The organism is Streptomyces sp. NPDC093071, from assembly GCF_044754545.1.
In the GTDB taxonomy this organism is placed as follows: domain Bacteria; phylum Actinomycetota; class Actinomycetes; order Streptomycetales; family Streptomycetaceae; genus Streptomyces.
Genome location: NZ_JBIVPH010000001.1, coordinates 1,274,557 through 1,291,667, shown reverse-complemented (window position 1 = coordinate 1,291,667; position 17,111 = coordinate 1,274,557). Strand labels below are relative to the sequence as shown.

Annotated in this window: 17 protein-coding genes; 10 read left to right on the top strand and 7 right to left on the bottom strand. The window is 73.4% G+C overall.

The annotated features are described in order from the left end of the window. Window positions 1–42 precede the first annotated feature (42 nt). On the bottom strand, window positions 43–1,179 hold the full coding sequence (locus ACIQD7_RS05370; RefSeq protein WP_402439523.1) for a phosphotransferase family protein: 1,137 nt from the start codon (window positions 1,177–1,179) through the stop codon (window positions 43–45). Further along, window positions 1,176–2,033 (bottom strand): AfsR/SARP family transcriptional regulator, encoded by an 858-nt coding sequence (locus ACIQD7_RS05365; protein WP_121831488.1) that lies wholly within the window; start codon window positions 2,031–2,033, stop codon window positions 1,176–1,178. The genes ACIQD7_RS05370 and ACIQD7_RS05365 overlap by 4 nt, the downstream gene beginning before the upstream one ends. Window positions 2,034–2,340: 307 nt before the next feature. Between ACIQD7_RS05365 and ACIQD7_RS05360 the strand changes: the two genes are divergently transcribed. Together ACIQD7_RS05360 and ACIQD7_RS05355 are read left to right on the top strand one after the other, a co-directional pair. After that, window positions 2,341–2,631, top strand: coding sequence for an antibiotic biosynthesis monooxygenase (locus tag ACIQD7_RS05360; protein ID WP_237529249.1), 291 nt, complete (start codon window positions 2,341–2,343; stop codon window positions 2,629–2,631). Then, window positions 2,624–3,532, top strand: a complete 909-nt coding sequence (locus tag ACIQD7_RS05355; protein ID WP_402439520.1) for an MBL fold metallo-hydrolase — start codon at window positions 2,624–2,626, stop codon at window positions 3,530–3,532. Before ACIQD7_RS05360 ends, ACIQD7_RS05355 begins: the two co-directional genes overlap by 8 nt. Before the next feature lie 204 nt (window positions 3,533–3,736). Here ACIQD7_RS05355 and ACIQD7_RS05350 read toward each other — a convergent pair whose 3' ends face one another. From ACIQD7_RS05350 to ACIQD7_RS05335, 4 genes are read right to left on the bottom strand one after another with little or no spacing between them, the layout of a single operon-like run. Next, a complete protein-coding gene (locus ACIQD7_RS05350; protein ID WP_402439518.1) occupies window positions 3,737–4,195 on the bottom strand; it encodes a nuclear transport factor 2 family protein in 459 nt (152 codons plus the stop codon). Next, window positions 4,192–5,172, bottom strand: coding sequence for an aromatase/cyclase (locus ACIQD7_RS05345; RefSeq protein WP_161372604.1), 981 nt, complete (start codon window positions 5,170–5,172; stop codon window positions 4,192–4,194). Before ACIQD7_RS05345 ends, ACIQD7_RS05350 begins: the two co-directional genes overlap by 4 nt. Window positions 5,173–5,209: 37 nt before the next feature. Beyond that, window positions 5,210–5,995, bottom strand: a complete 786-nt coding sequence (locus ACIQD7_RS05340) for an SDR family NAD(P)-dependent oxidoreductase (RefSeq protein ID WP_121831485.1) — start codon at window positions 5,993–5,995, stop codon at window positions 5,210–5,212. Window positions 5,996–6,039: 44 nt separating this feature from the next. Continuing rightward, on the bottom strand, window positions 6,040–7,011 hold the full coding sequence (locus tag ACIQD7_RS05335) for a zinc-binding alcohol dehydrogenase family protein (protein ID WP_383413905.1): 972 nt from the start codon (window positions 7,009–7,011) through the stop codon (window positions 6,040–6,042). A gap of 182 nt (window positions 7,012–7,193) precedes the next feature. On the opposite strand from ACIQD7_RS05335, the gene ACIQD7_RS05330 reads away from it, so the two are divergent. The 3 genes from ACIQD7_RS05330 to ACIQD7_RS05320 are packed head-to-tail and all read left to right on the top strand — an operon-like array spanning window position 7,194 to window position 10,048. Further along, a complete protein-coding gene (locus ACIQD7_RS05330) occupies window positions 7,194–8,474 on the top strand; it encodes a beta-ketoacyl-[acyl-carrier-protein] synthase family protein (RefSeq protein ID WP_402439514.1) in 1,281 nt (426 codons plus the stop codon). Then, on the top strand, window positions 8,471–9,718 hold the full coding sequence (locus tag ACIQD7_RS05325; protein WP_402439512.1) for a ketosynthase chain-length factor: 1,248 nt from the start codon (window positions 8,471–8,473) through the stop codon (window positions 9,716–9,718). The genes ACIQD7_RS05330 and ACIQD7_RS05325 overlap by 4 nt, the downstream gene beginning before the upstream one ends. 51 nt (window positions 9,719–9,769) lie before the next feature. After that, a complete protein-coding gene (locus ACIQD7_RS05320; protein ID WP_121831481.1) occupies window positions 9,770–10,048 on the top strand; it encodes an acyl carrier protein in 279 nt (92 codons plus the stop codon). A 152-nt stretch (window positions 10,049–10,200) separates the two neighbouring features. Here the strand turns inward: ACIQD7_RS05320 and ACIQD7_RS05315 are convergent, their stop codons facing one another. After that, window positions 10,201–11,397, bottom strand: a complete 1,197-nt coding sequence (locus ACIQD7_RS05315) for a cytochrome P450 (RefSeq protein ID WP_402439510.1) — start codon at window positions 11,395–11,397, stop codon at window positions 10,201–10,203. Between the two features lie 248 nt (window positions 11,398–11,645). Between ACIQD7_RS05315 and ACIQD7_RS05310 the strand changes: the two genes are divergently transcribed. The 5 genes from ACIQD7_RS05310 to ACIQD7_RS05290 all read left to right on the top strand — a co-directional run bounded on the left by ACIQD7_RS05310 (window position 11,646) and on the right by ACIQD7_RS05290 (window position 16,875). Further along, complete coding sequence (locus ACIQD7_RS05310) at window positions 11,646–12,917, top strand: DegT/DnrJ/EryC1/StrS aminotransferase family protein (protein WP_121831479.1); 1,272 nt, start codon at window positions 11,646–11,648, stop codon at window positions 12,915–12,917. Then, a complete protein-coding gene (locus ACIQD7_RS05305) occupies window positions 12,914–14,086 on the top strand; it encodes an FAD-dependent oxidoreductase (protein WP_402439507.1) in 1,173 nt (390 codons plus the stop codon). The genes ACIQD7_RS05310 and ACIQD7_RS05305 overlap by 4 nt, the downstream gene beginning before the upstream one ends. A 41-nt stretch (window positions 14,087–14,127) precedes the next feature. Further along, window positions 14,128–15,132, top strand: a complete 1,005-nt coding sequence (locus ACIQD7_RS05300) for an ornithine cyclodeaminase family protein (RefSeq protein ID WP_402439505.1) — start codon at window positions 14,128–14,130, stop codon at window positions 15,130–15,132. Between the two features lie 52 nt (window positions 15,133–15,184). After that, window positions 15,185–15,397, top strand: a complete 213-nt coding sequence (locus tag ACIQD7_RS05295; RefSeq protein ID WP_053645756.1) for an MbtH family NRPS accessory protein — start codon at window positions 15,185–15,187, stop codon at window positions 15,395–15,397. 185 nt (window positions 15,398–15,582) lie between these two features. Beyond that, window positions 15,583–16,875 (top strand): MFS transporter, encoded by a 1,293-nt coding sequence (locus ACIQD7_RS05290; RefSeq protein WP_402439503.1) that lies wholly within the window; start codon window positions 15,583–15,585, stop codon window positions 16,873–16,875. Window positions 16,876–17,111: the final 236 nt, after the last annotated feature.

The window sequence follows — 17,111 nt, the reverse complement described above, 5'->3', positions numbered from 1 at the left end:
TCAGGGGCGGCTGGAGCGCAGGTCGAGCCGGGATGGCCCCGGTCAGGAGCGGCCGGTGACCCGGTCGAGGGCCCGCCGCAGCTGCGCCTTGGCGTTGGCGTGCAGGACGAGGGGGACGCCGGGCGGCATCACCCGCGCGGCCAGGACGAGCCGCTCCACCCGGCTGGTGATCAGCGCGAAGCGGAAGCCGGCCAGGACCTCGTAGTAGGGGAGCGGGCCGAGGGGGCGGCCGAGGAGCTCGCCGTAGCGCTCCGCCGTCTCCTCGTGGCCGGGCAGTCCGGCGAGCCGTTCGCCGCCGACGCCCTCGCTCAGGAAGCGGTCCATCCACAGGAACCAGCCGAGGTCGACCTCGGCCGGTCCGAGCCCCGTCATCTCCCAGTCGATCAGCGCGGCGGGCCGCAGGTCCTCCCCGTAGACGACGTTCCCGAGCCGGGCGTCGCCCCACAGCAGCCCCGGCGGGCCGGGCTCCGGCGGCAGGTGGGTCCGCAGCCAGGACAGCGCCTCGGTGAGGACGGGGTCGCCCGCGCGGCCGAAGAACGCCGTGTGCCGCGCGTAGTGTTCGAGCTGCTGCGCGGTCCCGGGCGGGCCGCCGTCCGGCGGGGCCGCGAAGCCCAGGCCGAGCCGGCCGGCGTCGAGCCGGTGCACTCCGGCCATCGCCTCCAGGGTCGCCCACCACAGCCGGGCGCGGTCCTCCTCCGGCAGCCCGGCGATCCAGCCCTGTCGGTGGTACGAGGGGAAGTCCGGCGGCACCCTGCCGGGCACCAGGTCCATGACGAGGAACGGGCCGCCGAGCAGGCGCGCGGAGGGCTCGCAGTGGTGCACGGCCGGGACCGGGACGCCGGTCTCGCGGCCCAGGATCCGCAGCAGCTCGTACTGCTCGGCGATCCTCGGCTCCGGGTAGACGCGGGTGTCCCACGGAGCCGCCCGGACCACGAACCTCCGCTCGGCGCCGTCGGGTTCCTCGGCCGTCACGAACAGGGTGAGGGCGGCGAAGCCGGTGGCCGTGGGCCGCTCGGTGCCGGTGATCCGCAGGCCGTCGAAGGGGGGCGTCCCGGCCAGGGCCGCGGCGTACGCGGAGCCGGTCGCGGCGTGCCGGGCCGTCGTCTCCCGCGCGGGCACGGTCTCCTGTGTGGACGCGGTCTTCTGCGCGGGCACGGTCTCCTGTGCGGGCGCCGTCATCGCCGGACCGCTTCCAGGGGCTCCGGGGCCCCGTGGGGGGCGAGCAGGTCCAGCGAGAGGGCCGCGTCGCGGGCGGTCTCCACGCTGAGCGCCGGGTTGGCGGCGAGGATCGCCGTCTGCAGGTGGCGCAGCCGGGGCGAGGGCTCCAGGCCCAGCTCGTCGTTCAGCCGCTCGCGGAGCGTGTGGTAGACGTCCAGGGCCTGCGCCACGCGCCCCGACCGGTACAGCGCCAGCATGTACTGGGCGTGCAGGCTCTCGTGCGTCGGGTGGTCGGCGGTCAGCGCGCGCAGCTCGCCCAGCAGCCGGTGGTGCAGGCCGAGCCGCAGCTCCGCCTCGACGCAGCGCTCGAACGTGGTCAGCCTGGTCTCCTCCAGGCCCGCGATCCGCGCCTCCAGGCGCGGCCCGGCCGGCACGTCGACCAGCGTCGGACCCCGCCACACCCCGAGGGCGGCGCGCAGCGCGGCGGCCAGCGCCCGGTCGTCGCCGGACGCCTGGGCGGCCCGGGCGTCGCCCATGTGCCGCTCGTAGTGGTGCAGGTCGAGCCCGCCCGGCTCGACGTCGATCAGATAGCCCTGGTGCCGGGTGACGAGGATCCGCTTGGCCTCCTCGGCGCTCGCGACCGAGGGGCAGCCGGCGAGGGCGCGCCGGATGTGCAGCACGTAGGTGTGCAGGGTCTGCACCGCGCTGCGCGGCGCCCGCGTCCCCCACAGTTCCTCTATGCATATCGAGGCCGGTACGGGCGTGTTCGCGTTCAGCAGCAGCAGCGCGAGCAGCTGCCGCGTCTTGGGGGCGGACGGAAGATGCGAAATTCCACCGTCATTCATGACGACAGGGCCGAGAACTCCGAATTCCACGAGGGCTCCTCAGGAAGGTGATGGCCGGTGCATCCGAGAACGACCGCGACGCTAGCAATCCGTTCGGACGGCTGTCCATGCTCGAAGTAATGCTCTGACCAGGGGCGTTGGCCCGGCCGAACGTACCGGCCGGCCGGATTTGTCGGGGAGCCGGTGAAAGCCCAGGTGAGCGACGATGGAGGCGTCCTCGCGCATAGGGAGTGACGAGATCTGTTCCATGGGTTCTCACCTGTCCTTCCAGTGGCCGCTCCTAGTGTTTTCCGGGTCGAACACCCTCCGGATGGGAGTTACTTCTGTGGTTGTATTCATGAACCGCCTCACGATGATCGGGGAGCCCTCGGAGTTCGAAAGGATCTACGCGGAGATCGGCAAAATCATGAGCGCCCGCCCGGGCCTCATCCGGTTCCGGCTCGTCCGCTCCACCAAGGAGGCGGACGTCTACTTCAACATCGCGGAGTGGGAGTCCGAGGAGGCGTTCCAGGACGCGCTCAAGACGCCCGAGTTCCGCGCCCAGTTCGAGCAGCTGCTGCCGATCATCAAGGGCGATCCGCACGTGTGCGAGGTCGTCCAGGAGGGTCTGCCGGCGGTCCATGCCTGACCTCGGCCCTGAGCGGGTCGCCGACGGCGTGCACGCGTGGGTCCAGCCCGACGGGGGCTGGTGCCTGAACAACGCGGGTGTCGTCGTCGGCGACCGTTCCGTCCTCCTGGTGGACACGGCGGCCACCCGGGCCAGGGCGGAACGGCTGCGCGACGCCGTGCGCGGCCTGACCCCGCTGCCGGTGCGGACCGTCGTCAACACCCACCACCACGGCGACCACACCCACGGGAACCTCGTGTTCGCGGAGGGTGCGGTCGTCGTCTCGCACGAGCGGACCCGCGCCGAGATGGCGGAGCGCGGGCTCGCCCTGACCAAGGTGTGGCCCGACGCGGACTGGGGCGACCTCGACGTCGTCCTGCCGGACCTCACCTACGCGGACTCCCTGTCCGTGCACCTCGGCGGGGGCCGGACCGCCGAACTGCTGCACCCCGGCCCCGCCCACACCACCAACGACACCGCCGTGTGGCTGCCCGACCGCGAGGTGCTGTTCGCCGGCGACCTGCTGATGTCGGACTGCACCCCGTTCGCCCTGATGGGCTCGGTACGGGGGCTCGTGCGGGCCGTCGGCCGGCTGCGCGCCCTCGGCGCCCGCCGGATCGTCTGCGGCCACGGACCGGTGTGCGGGCCGGAGGTGTTCGGGGTGACCGAGGCGTACCTCGCCCGGGTCCTTGACCTCGCCGCGTACGGTCTGCGGCGCGGCCGGGACCCGCTGGCCGTCGCCCGCGAGGCGGGTTACGGCGAGTTCGCGGAGCTGCGGGACCCCGAGCGCCTGGTGGCCAACCTGCACCGGGCGTACGCCGAACTGGAGGGCGCCCCCGAGGGGGCGTACCTCCCCTCGGCCCCGGTGTTCCGCGAGATGGTGGAGCTCAACGGCGGACGCCCCCTGACCTGCCTCGCCTGAGGCCGGCCGGGGGCGTCGCCCGCGCATGAAGCCCCGGAAGCGGTGTTCCGGGGCTTCTTCGCGCAGCGCGCCGTACGGGGGAGCTACGGGGGGAGTGCCGCCGTACCGGAGTACGCGCGCGTACGGACCGACGCGGGTGTACGTGTCCACGCGCGCGTGCGTGTGCGTACCGCCGTCGTCCGGCCGTACGCACACGCCTCCGCGTCACACCGCCCCGTCGTGCTCCACCAGGCGGTAGCGGATCCGCAGCCGGCCGTCCTCGCCGCGGACCAGCAGGTCCTCGCCGGGAGCGCTCAGGTGCGGGCGCGGGTCGCCGCCGTCCGGGACCTCGAACACCAGGGCGTAGAACCGGCAGCGCCAGGTGCTCGGCTCCTCGCCCTCGTCCACGATCAGCATCCCCAGCCAGTGGCGCCGGGTCACCGGACGGGTCGCGAGCCGGTCCAGACCGACCCGCATCCGCGCCACGATCTCCGCGCGCCCCCGCCAGGGCTCCGGCTTGACGTTCTGCTCGAAGACGCCGTCCTCGGTGAACGTCTCCGCCCACTCCTCGGCCCGGCCCTCGTCGAGCAGCCGCATCTGCCGGGCGTAGAAGTCCTGGACCTCGAGCTGGATCTCCGGCGGCGCGGGCCGCACCGGCCCGGCCGTCCGCACGGGCGCGGTCACGACGCCTCCACCAGGGTCGCGCGGGACTCCGCGTACGCCTTGGCCAGACCCAGCGTGGCCAGGCTGTTGGTGCCGAGCGCCTTGCGGACGTACGCCTTGGCGTCGGCGAGCGTGCGGTCCGCGCCGAGCACGGCCGTCACCTTCTCCGGGATGACCGTCACCGTGTGCCGGGACGTGGCGACCACGCCGCCGTCGGTCTCGGTGAACGTCCACAGGCCGGTGTGCGCGGCGAGCAGGCCGGGCAGGACCAGCTGCTTGTAGACGATGCGGTCCGGGGCGAGGCTCAGCCGGACCGAACGGGTGGTGTGGACCGAGCCGTCCGGCGCCCGGGTGTCCATCTCCAGGACCTGCACCCCGCCCGGCCGCTCGGTGAAGTCGACCCGGGCCACGTGCGGGAGGCGCTCCTCCCAGGCGTCCGCCCGGTCCACGAAGTCGAACAGGTCGGCGGCCGAGCCGGCGACCGTGACCGAGTCCTCGAAGGAGAAGGTCACCTCCTCGCCGTCCGCCACCGCGTTCTCCACGACGTCCTTCAGCCGGGCGAGTTCGGCGGTGCTGTTGCTCTCGACGGCCCGCGCGATCCACTCCCGGTGCTCGGGGGAGTCGTCCACGGCCCGGTAGTCGTGGGTGAGGCGCACCAGGGTGCCGCCGTCACCGGACGGCTCGGCGAACCAGTCGCCGCCCATCGCCGCCACCGGGTGGGCGCTGAGCTGCTGCCGGAAGCCGACCCGCAGGTTCTGCGGGTCGAGGGTGCGGCGCGAGGTCCAGTCCTTGACCTCGCCGTTGGCCTGCGCCCACAGGTGGATCAGTTCCTCGCTGGTGCCGTCGTCGTGCGCGACGGTCTCCAGGACCTCCGCGTGGACGGTCGGGGTGAACGCGGCCGGCCACCGGGTCACGTCGGCGATCACCGCGTAGACCTCGGACGGCGGGGCGTCGATCAGGACGGTGTGCTCGGTGTGGTGCTCCACTGCTGCTGACATCTGCTGCGTGTCCTCTCGCTCCTCGACTGCGGTGCGGTCAGTAGTTGCCGAGTCCGCCGCAGACGTTGAGCGCCTGCGCGGTGATGGAGGCCGCGACGTCGCCGGCCAGGTAGCCCACCAGGCCCGCCACCTCCTCCGGGGTGGAGTAACGGCCCAGCGGGATCTTGGCGTTGAAGCGCTCCTGCACGTCGTCGACCGTGGTGTCCCAGGCGGCGGCGTAGCCCTGCCGGACCCGCTCGGCCATCGGGGTCTCGACGTAGCCGGGGCACACGGCGTTGACGGTGATCCCGGTCTTCGCCAGCTCCAGGCCCACCGCCTTGGTGAAGCCGATGACCCCGTGCTTCGACGCCGAGTACGGCGCGCCGAGCACCACGCCCTGCTTGCCGCCGGTGGAGGCGATGTTGATGATGCGGCCGCGGCCGCTCTCCCGCATCCCGCCGGTGGAGAGCACCTCGCGGGTCGCCCAGAAGACGCTGTTGAGGTTGGTGGACATGACGTCGAGCCACAGCTCGTCGGCGATGCCGGCGGTGGGGCCGCCGCCGCTGCGGCCGGCGTTGTTGACCAGGACCCCGACCGGGCCGTGGCGCTCGACGGCGGTCCGGACGAAGTCGTGGACCGACGCGGGGTCCCGCACGTCCGCGGCGACGCCGTCGGCGTCGATCCCCTCCTCGCGCAGGATCTTGACGGTGGTGTCGACGTTCTCCCGGGTCCGGGAGCACAGGAACACCCGGTGGCCGTCCCGGCCGAGGCCGCGCGCGACCGCCAGGCCGATGCCGCTGGTGGCACCGGTGACCAGGGCGAGCCGCTGAACCGTTTCGGGCATGATGGTCCTTCCGTTCGGAGTACGGGCGTCGGTGGGCGGCCGGGTCACGGCCGGAGCAGGATGCGGCCGAGCTGGGCGCGGTCCTCGATGATCCGGTGGGCGGCGGCCGCCTCGGTGAGCGGCAGCTCGGCGTGCACGTGGACCTTCAGACGGCCCTCGGTGACGTGGGCGATCAGCTCCTGGAGACCGCTGCGGATGTCGTCCGGGCGGTGCTGCCACCACTGGTCGAGGCCGCAGCCCACGACGTGCTTCATCGGGATCAGGCGCATCGCCGGGACCTGCGGCAGGGTGCCGCCGGAGGCGCCGTAGAAGACGAGCCGGCCGAAGGGCTTGAGCACGTCCAGGCCCGCGAGCAGGATGTCGCCGCCGACGCTGTCGAGGATGACGTCGACGCCCTCGCCGTCGGTGGCCTTGAGGACCTCGTCGGTCCAGCCGTCCGTGCTGTAGTCCACGACGACGTCGGTGCCGTGCTCCCGCGCGAAGTCGGCCTTGGCGGGCGAGCCGACCGTGCCGATCACCCGGCCCGCCCCGTAGTGGCGGACCAGCTGGGTCATCAGGTGTCCGATGGCCCCGGCGGCCGCGTGCACGAGGACCGTGTCGCCGGGCCGGATGCGGGCCGTCTTCAGGACGCACAGCGCGGTCTGCGCGGGGGACGCCAGGATGCTGGCCTGCGCGGCGTCGATGCCGTCCGGCAGCGGGGCGAGGAAGGTGGCGTCCGCGAGGACCAGGTCCGCGTACGCGCCGCCCATCACGGGCGCCGCCACGCGGTCCCCGACGGCGACCGTGGTCACCTCGGGGCCCACCGCCTCGACCCGCCCCACGACGTCGCCGTTGGGGGTGGCCGGCAGCGGCGGCGGGAACGGTCCGGTGCCCCTGCGGCGCTGCGTCTCGACGAAGTTCACGCCGATCGCCTCGGACCTGATCAGGACCTGCCCGGGGCCGGGGGAGGGCACCGGGACCTCCTCGACGGTGAGCACCTCGGGGTTTCCGTAGCTGTGGTAGCGGATGGTCCGCATGTGTGGCCTCCATGGGTGGTCTGCGAGCCTGACCGGACCGTAGGGCGGCGTGCTGGAGGCTCGCTCGCCGTCCCGTGGAGAGCGCCGGGCACCCCGCGGCGTGCAGCCTCCCTCCAGTCCGGCTCCATGCCCCGGTGCCACCGTCGAAGCACCAACGACAGGTCGCAACGGGAGGAGTACGGATGACTCGACGAGTCGTCATCACGGGACTGGGGGTCGTCGCTCCTGGCGGAATCGGCGCGAAGGCGTACTGGGACGTACTGGCGAACGGCCGCACCGCCACCCGCGCGATCACCTCCTTCGACGCCTCCCGCTACCGGTCGCGGATCGCCGCCGAGTGCGACTTCGACCCGGAGGAGTCGGGGCTCACCCCGCAGGAGATCCGGCGGATGGACCGCTCGGCGCAGTTCGCGGCCGTCGCCGCCGACGAGGCCGTGGCCGACAGCGGCCTGCTCTTCGCGGACCTGCCCCCGCACCGCACCGGCGTGGCCATCGGCACCGCCGTCGGCTGCACCACCAGCCTGGAGAAGGAGTACGTGGTCGTCAGCGACGGCGGCCGCAAGACCCTCACCGACCACCGCTACGGCGTCCCCCACCTCTACGACTACCTGGTGCCCAGCTCGGTCGCGGCCGAGGTCGCCTGGCGGGTCGGCGCGGAGGGCCCGGTCAACACCGTGTCCACCGGCTGCACCTCCGGCCTCGACGCGGTCGGCCACGCCACCGCCCTGATCCGGGAGGGCTCCGCGGACGTCGTCGTCGGCGGCGCCACCGACGCCCCGATCTCCCCCATCACCCTGGCCTGCTTCGACGCCATCCGGGCCACCTCGCCGCGCAACGACGACCCGGCCCACGCCTCCCGCCCCTTCGACCGGAGCCGCAACGGCTTCGTCCTCGGGGAGGGCGCGGCCGTCTTCGTCTTCGAGGAGCTGGAGCACGCGCTGCGCCGCGGCGCCCACATCCACGCCGAGGTGGCCGGCTTCGCGACCCGCAGCAACGCCTACCACATGACCGGGCTGCGCTCCGACGGCGCCGAACTGGCCCAGGCCGTCACCGCCGCGCTCGCCCAGGCCCGGGTCGACCCCGGGGCGATCGACTACGTCAACGCCCACGGCTCCGGGACCAAGCAGAACGACCTGCACGAGACGGCCGCCATCAGGAAGAGCCTCGGCGAGCACGCCCGCACCACCCCGGTCAGCTCGATCAAGTCGATGATCGGGCACTCGCTGGGCGCCATCGGCTCCCTGGAGGTGGCCGCCTGCCTCCTGGCGATGCGCCACGGCCTCGTACCGCCCACCGCCAACCTCCACGACCCCGACCCGAGCTGCGACCTGGACCACGTGCCGCTGACCGCGCGCGAGACCCCGGTCCGCTCGGTCCTCAGCACCGCCAGCGGCTTCGGAGGTTTCCAGAGCGCCGTGGTCCTCACCGGCAACGGCACCGAGAGAGGAGGAGTCGCCCCGTGAGCGGCACCCCGACCCCCGCGGTCGTCACCGGCATCGGTGTGGTCGCCCCCAACGGCCTCGGCACCGAGGAGTACTGGGCGGCGACCCTGCGCGGCGAGAGCGGCATCGGCCGCCTCACCCGCTTCGACCCCGCCCAGTACCCCTCCCGACTGGCCGGCGAGGTCAGCGGCTTCGACCCGGCCGCGCACCTGCCGGACCGGCTGCTGCCGCAGACCGACCACATGACCCGGCTCGCGCTGACCGCCGCCGACCTGGCGGTCCTCGACGCGGGCGCCGGACCCGACGAGCTCCACACCCTCGGCGCGGGCGTGGTCACGGCCAGCGCCTCCGGCGGCTTCGAGTTCGGCCAGCGCGAGCTGGAGAACCTGTGGAGCAAGGGCAACGAGTACGTCAGCGCCTACCAGTCCTTCGCCTGGTTCTACGCCGTCAACACCGGCCAGATCTCCATCCGCAACGGAATGCGCGGACCGAGCGGCGTGCTCGTCGCCGACCAGGCCGGCGGGATCGACGCGGTGGCGCACGCCCGCAGGCAACTGCGCGGCGGCTCCTCCCTGATGGTCACCGGCGGCGTCGACTCGGCGCTGTGCCCGTGGGGCTGGACCGCGCAGATCGCCACCGGGCTGCTCAGCACCTCGGAGGACCCGGCCCGCGCCTTCACCCCGTTCGCCGACACCGCGAACGGCTACGTGGCCGGCGAGGGCGGCGCCATCCTCGTCCTCGAACCGGAGGAGTCGGCCCTCGCCAGGGGAGCGCGCCCGTACGGGTCGGTCGCCGGGCACGCCGCCACCTTCGACCCGCCCCCCGGCAGCACCCGGGGCCCCGCCCTGCGGGCGGCGATCCGGGGCGCCCTCGCCGACGCCGGGTGCGAGCCCGGCGACGTCGACGTGGTGTACGCCGACGCGGCCGGCCTCCCCGACAAGGACGCCGCCGAGGCCGCCGCGCTCCGCGAGGTCTTCGGCCCGTACGGCGTCCCGGTCACCGCCCCCAAGACGATGACCGGGCGCCTCTACTCGGGCGGCGGACCGCTCGACCTGGCCACCGCGCTGCTCGGCTTCCGGGACGGCGTGATCCCGCCGACGGTCAACGTGGCCATGCCCGACCCGGCCCACGAGATCGACCTGGTCGTCGGGGAGCCGCGCGCGGCGGACGTGCGCACCGCGCTCGTCCTGGCCCGCGGGCACGGCGGTTTCAACTCCGCGATGGTGCTGCGCGCCCCGGCCGCCCGCCGCACCCCGACCCCCTGAACCTCCCTCCGCACCGGAGGGGCGCTTTCGACAATCCACGGAGGAAAAGCCATGGCAGCACAGGAGCTCATCACCCTTCAGGACATCGTCCGCGCCCTGCGCGCCGCCGCGGGAGCGGGGGACGGCGCCGACCTGGACGGGGACGTCGCGGACGTCACCTTCGCCGAGCTGGGGTACGACTCGATCGCCGTCCTGGAGACCATCGGCGCGCTGGAGCGCGAGTACGGCTTCAGCCTGGGCGACGAGGCCGTCCAGGAGGCCCAGACCCCGGGGCAGCTGCTCCGCCTGGTCGCCGAGGCCACGGGCAGCGTGGCCGGTCTGGCCGCCTGACCGCGGTGAGGGACGGGGCCGGCCCGCACGACACCACGTCGTGCGGGCCGGCCTTCCGCGTGCCCCGGTCCGGGAAGGGCGGCACCGCACGCGCGAAAGCCCGTGGCCCGCGGGAAGTCCCCCGGGGCCACGGGCGGTGCGGAGCGGAAGCGTCACCAGGTGACGGGCACCTCGGTGAACCCCTCCACGAGCACACCGGTGTTACGGCGCAGCTCCTGCGCCGGGACCGTGAGCCGGAGGTCCGGGTAGCGCCGGAGCAGGGTGCCGATCGCCGTCTGGAGCTCCATCCGGGCCAGCGCGGAGCCGGCGCAGAAGTGCGGTCCCGCGCTGAACGACAGGTGCTTGTTGTCGTCCCGGTCGAGCCGCAGCGAGTCGGGCTCCTTGAAGACCTGCTCGTCGCGGTTGGCGGACTCCAGGGCGAGGAACACGGCGGAGCCCGCCGGGATCGTCACCCCGCCCACCTCGATGTCCTCGGTGGAGTACCGCACGGCGGCCAGCTGCGAGAAGAGCACCTGGTAGCGCAGCAGCTCCTCCACCGCCGCCGGGACGAGCGAGGGGTCCTCGCGGACCTTCGCCAGCTCCTCCGGGTGCGCGAGCAGCGTGACGACGGCGGCGGCCAGGTGGTTGGCGGTGGACTCGTACCCGCCCATCAGCAACCCCTGGACCCAGTACAGGAGTTCGTACTCGCCGAGCCGGCTCTCGTCCTCGTCGCGCACCGCGATGAGGGAGCTGATCAGGTCGTCGCCAGGCTGTTCGCGCTTGGCGGCGACCAGGCGCTGGATGTAGCCGAACAGCTCGCCGCGGTAGCGGGCGACCTCCTCGGCGCTGTAGCGGTTGACCGACAGATAGGCGTCGGTCCAGAGCCGGAAGTCCTTCTGGTCCTCCGGCGGGACCCCGAGCAGCCCGCACAGGGTGCGGATGCCGAGCGGGAAGGCCAGCGCCTCGGCGAGGTCGGCGGTGGGGCCCGCGGCCTCCATCGCGTCGAGCAGCTCGTCGACCAGGGCCTGCACGTGCGGGCGCATCTTCTCGACCCGGGCCGCGCTCAGGGCCTTGGTGACGAGCCGGCGCATCCGCGGGTGCTCGGGCGGGTCCAGGCTCACGTTCGGGTCCTGGAACATCGAGTTGTCCTTGGTGATCCGCGGCAGGTCCTCGCTGGAACGGTCGCGGCGCAGCCGGGGGTCGGAGAGCAGCACCCGGATGTCCTCGTACCGGGTGACGACCCACCCCGGGTCCCCGCTGGGCAGGGTGACCCGGACGGCGGGGCGCTCCCGCAGGCCGCGCAGTTCGCCGGGGGCGTCCAGCACCGACGGACGGTTGCCGAACGGGTAGGTCGGGGGGCTCTCGTGCATCGGGCAGGTCGTCAAGGCGGCGTCCTCTCCTCAGGGTGAAACCACACTCAGGGCAGGGTCGCAGCGGCCACTGGAGCGGCTCTGGAGAGTCAACGGAACCGTACTGGAGTGTTTCTAGATTTTGCTGAATTACTTGAAGTATCTCGTGTAGCGTGTTTGGTTAGTTGTCGCCATTGTGTTGTGTCACCCGTCCAGTTGTGTCACCAGCCCAGAGGTCGACACAGGCCCTTCAGACGATGCGGGGAATCATGGAAAGTGCACCATCCGCAGTCGTTCCGCTCGGCTCCCCCGCCAGACCGGCCCGGGGGAGCATCCTCGGCGACGACGAACTGGCCGTGATCGAAGAACTGCTCAGGTCCGGCAGCCCGCTCTCCGGGGGCGTCTGGCGGGAACGCTTCGAAGAGGCGTTCCGCGCGCACCTCGGCGTCGCGCACGCGCTCTCGGTCACCAGCGGGACCACCGCCCTCCGGCTGGCCCTCCACCTGCTGGACCTGCGCCCCGGCGACGAGGTCATCGCCACGCCGCAGACCTACATGGCCACCGTGCAGCCGCTCCTCGACTACGGCGTACGGGTCCGCTTCTGCGACGTGGAGCCCGACTCGCTCAACATCGACGCCTCGCGCATCGAGGAGCTGATCACCGAACGCACCCGGGCCGTCGTCATGGTCCACTACGGCGGCCGCGCCGCCGACATGCCGCGCATCATGGGGCTCGCCCGGAAGCACGGCCTGACCGTCGTCGAGGACGCGGCCCACGCCATCGGCGGCTCGCTGAACGGCCGGCCCCTCGGCTCGTTCGGAGACTTCGGAATCTTCAGTTTCCACTCCTCCAAGAACATCACCACGCTGGGCGAGGGCGGGATGCTCGTCGTCCGCGACGACGACCACGCCGCCCGCGCGACCGCGCTGCGCGACAACTCCGTCGACGCCGTCTACGTCCCCTCCCGGCACACCTTCGCCTCGACCCGCCGCCCGCCCGCCGGCGCCATGTTCCCCGCCGACTCCTACACGGCCGACTGCCTGATGCTCCGGGGAACGGGCATCAACGGGACGCTCGCCGAGCCGGCCGCCGCGGTCGGCTTCGTCCAGCTCGGCAAACTGCCCCGGCTCCAGGCCAGGCGCAGGGAGCTGGCCCGCCGCTACACCGAGCGCCTCGCGGCCGTCCCCGGCCTGTACGTCCCGCCGGTGCCGGAGGGCGTGGACCATCCGTACCACCTGTTCACCGCGTTCGCGGACCCCGAGCTGATCGACCGGGACGCCCTCCTCGACGCCATGGACGCGGCCGGCGACCCGCTGCCGCTGCGCTACTTCCCCCTGCACCTCATGCCGGAGTGGCGGGCCCACGGCCACCGCGAGGGCGAGTGCCCCGTGGCCGAGCGCCGCTGGTTCCGGGAAATGATCAACATCCCCTGCCAGCCCGGCATCGACGACGACCAGGCCGACCAGCTGATGGACCGGCTGGAGCAGGCCCTCGAACGGTCGTGGCGGCACGGGCGGGCCCCCCTCGGGAGGACGGCATGACCGCACACCGCACCCCGCGCCGCTCCTACGACCTCGTCGTGGTCGGCGGCGGCGCCATCGGACTCAGCACCGCCTGGTACGCCGCGGACCGCGGCGCCTCCGTCCTCGTCCTGGAGAGCGCCGACGGACCGGAGAACACCGGCAGCTCCACCGGCGACGAACGCCAGTGGCGCGTCCAGTACACCCAGCGCGACCTCACCGAGCTGACCGTCCGCGCCCTGCCCCTGTGGCGGCGCCTGGAGGAGGCCTGCGGCCGGCGCCTGGTGCACCACACCGGCAGCCTGTGGTTCGGCGAGACCAAGGAGTCCACCAACGAGGGCCAGATAGCCGACGCCGCCCAGGTCCTCGACGACGTCGGCCTGCGCTACGAGTGGCTCACCGCGACGGCCATCGAGGAACGCTTCGGCTTCACCGGCCTACCGTCCCACTACGAGGGCTTCCACCAGCCCGACGGCGGCGTCGTCGACGTCCGCGGCACCCTCTGGTCCCTCGCCCACCTCGCCCGCGCGGCGGGCGCCGAGATCCGCACCGGACAGCGCGTCCTCGCCCTGGAGCCGCACCCCGAACGCGTCGAGGTCGTCACCGCCGACGCCCGGATCACCGCCGACAAGGTCGTCGTCACCGCCGGCCCCTGGACCAACGAGCTGACCGAACCGCTCGGCGTCCGCCTCGACACCGAGGTGTACGACATGGCCACCGCCTACTTCCGGCTCCGCGACCCGGCCCGCGACCTGCCCACCTGGTTCGCCTTCCAGACCCCGACGGACACCGACTCCAACCTCTTCTACGGGTTCGGCACCAACCCGTGGGGCCCCGGCGGCCTCGTCCGCGTCGCCCCGGACTTCGAGAGCGACCCCCGGAGCGCGCCGCCCGCCGAACGGCCGGGACCCGACCCGCACCAGCTGCGCCGCACCGCCGAGTTCGTCGCCCGCCACATGCCCATGCTCGACCCCGAGCCGGTCCGGCCGGGGTCCTGCCTGATCGCCCTGCCCCGCGACCACGGACGGCAGTTCTACCTCGGCGCCCTGCCGCCCGACGGCGGCCGCGACCGGATCCTCGTCCAGTCGGCCGGCTGGGCCTTCAAGTTCGTCCCCGTCTTCGGCGACGCGCTCGCCCGGCTCGCCCTCGACGGCGACGCCGGACACCCCGTCGAGCGCTTCCGCCCGTGACCGCTCGCCACCATCCGACACCGCCACCCGAGGAGAACCCGGTGGGACACCTGCACGTGATCGACGCAGCCGCGGTACGCAAGCTGCTCACCTACGACGACGCGGTCCCGGCCATGGAGGACACCATGGTCAGGGCGTCCCGGCGGGAGCTCTACGAGCACCCCCGGGTGACCGTCGAGCCGCCCGGCCACGGAGGCATGGTCCTCCTCATGCCCGCCGTCGGCGGCCCCGCCGAGGAGCCCGTCCTCGGCCTGAAGATGCTCAGCATGTTCCCGCGCGCCATCGAGCGGGAACTCCCCAGCGTCCAGGGCCTGGTCATCCTGGTCGACGCCATCCACGGGCAGCCGCTCGCCCTGGTGGACGCCGGCGCCCTCACCGAGATCCGCACCGCCGCGGTCACCGCCGTCGCCACCCGCGCCCTGGCCCGCGCCGACGCCCGCACCCTCGCGGTCGTCGGCGCCGGGGTGCAGGCGCGCGGCCACCTGGAGGCGCTGTCCCGCACCCGCGACTGGGAGCGGGTGCGGATCTTCAGCCGTACCCGCTCCACCGCCGAGGAACTCGCCCGCTGGGCCAAGGGGTTCTATCCGCACGTCGAGGTCAGCGACTCCACCGCCGAGGCCCTGGCCGACTGCGACGTGCTGTGCACGGCCACCTCGGTCTCCGGCGACGAGCCGGTCTTCGCGGCCTCGGAGCTGCCCGCCGGGCGCGGCGTCCACGTCAACGCGATCGGCGCGTTCGGCCCCGGCTGCCGCGAGCTGCCGACCGAGACGGTCGCCTCCGCGCGGCTGATCGTCGACAACCGCGAGGCCGCGCTCCGGGAGGCCGGGGACATCCTGCTGCCCATCGCCGAGGGCGCCCTCACCGAGGACGCCATCGCCGCCGAGATCGGCGAGGTCCTGGCCGGCACCCGGCCCGGCCGCACCGACGACACGCAGACCACGGTCTTCGAAACCCTCGGCCTCCCCGTCCAGGACGCGGTGGCCGCCGCCCTCGTCTACCGCAAGGCCGTCGAGCACGGCATCGGCGAGCGCATCTCCTTCCCCTGACCCTCCCGCCCTCCCGGCACCGGCCGGCACCGACGACAAGGAGCTGACACCCATGCAGAACGACGATGGCCGCACGTACCTGGTCGTGGTCAACCACGAGGAGCAGTACTCGATCTGGGCCGAGGGCCGCGAGGTGCCGCTCGGCTGGACCGCCACCGGCTTCTCCGGGCCCAAGGACGCCTGCCTGGCGCACATCGCGGAGGTCTGGACGGACATGCGTCCGCTCAGCCTCCGCCGCCGCCTCGCCGCCGCCGCGACCGACTGACCCGGCCGGCCGCCTGCCCGCGAGCCCCGCCCGCGAAGGCCCCGCCCACCGACGGACCGAACGACCACGACCGACCCACCGCGATCGATCGAGCACGCCACGGCCGCCCACGGACCGCCGCCACCCCGGTGCCCCCCACATCCACCCGTACCCCCGTCCCCTCACACCCAGAGAGGTAACACCTGATGACCACCCAGGAGCAGCCCGGAAGGGCGGCCGAAGCCCCGCGCAGGCCCGGGCTCACCCGCAACAGCGACTTCATGAAGCTGTGGACCGGCGAGTCCGTGAGCCTGCTGGGCAGCGAGGTCTCCCTGATCGCGCTGCCCTCCCTGGCAGTCCTCGCGTTCGGCGCCTCCGCCGGATCCGTCGGTCTGCTCATCGCCCTGCAGTGGATCCCGTTCGTGGTCCTCGGCCCCGTGGTCGGCGTCCTCACCGACCGGATGCGCCGCCGCCCCCTGATGATCGTCTCCAACCTGGGCCGCGCCGTCGCCCTGGGCTCGCTGCCGCTGGCCGCGGTCCTCGGCTCGGTGAGCATGACGCACCTGTACGTGGTCGCCGTGGTCAAGGGCGCCCTCGACGTGATCTTCCAGCTCGCGTACCAGGCGCACTTCCCGGCCCTGATCGAGCGCGAGGACTTCGCCGAGGCCAATGCCAAGACGCAGATGAGCCGTTCGCTCGCCGCGGTCTTCGGCCGCAGCATCGGCGGCGTGCTCGTCGGCGTCCTCGGCGCGGCCAAGGCCGTGACCGTCGACGCCCTGTCCTTCCTCGTGTCCACCTTCACGATCTGGGCCATCCGCAAGCCGGAGCCCGCCCCGCAGCCCAGCGGCAAGGGGGTCGGCGCGGCCGTCGCCGACCTCAAGCACGGCTTCACCACCCTCGTCGGCAACCGGCTGCTGCGGAGCCTGACCCTCATGGGCTTCTTCGGCAACCTCGCCGTCTCCATGACCATGGCGATGCTCGTCGTGTACGCCTACGACGACCTGGGCTTCAGCCCCGCGCAGCTCGGCTTCGTGATGAGCGCCGGCGGCGCCGCCTTCGTGATCGGCGCGATCTTCTCCCGCAAGGCCCTGCACCACCTGGGCATGGGCCGCGCGCTGATCGCGACCCACGCGCTGCTCGGCCTCGCCGTGCTCCTCATGGTCCTGGCCGGCAAGGGCACGACGGGCGTCGTGGTCGTGGCGCTCTCGCAGTTCCTCGCCTCGCTCACCACGCCGATCGCCAACGTCGGCATCATGACGATGGTGCAGAAGGCCACCCCGCCGCACCTGATGGGCCGGGTCGGCGGCGTCTCGCTCCCGCTGGTCTGGGGCGCCAACGCGCTCGGCCCCGTCCTCGGCGCGGCCGCCGCCTCCCTGTGGGGCAACGCCGCGTCGTTCGCCGTGGCGGCAGTCCTCGCCTGGGCCGCCATCGGCTGGCTGGTGGCCGGCTCGGTACACGGCATCAGGGACGAGGTCCCGACGGAACTCCAGGCGGCCTGACGGCCGGGGGGCCGGGGGGCTGGGGGCCGGGCACGCGACGCCCCGGCTTCCCGGGGCCCTCGGCTTCCCGGACCCCCCGGCTCCCCGTGCCGTTGACCTGCTGGCGCCCCGGGCCCGCTGGCTCCCTGGCCCTGGCCCTGGCCCTGTTGGCCTCCCGGCCCTCGGCCCGATCGGACCCAGGGCACGGCCCCGCGCTTGGCCTCTCCGGGCCTGGGCCGCCCGGGCCCCGGGCCCCG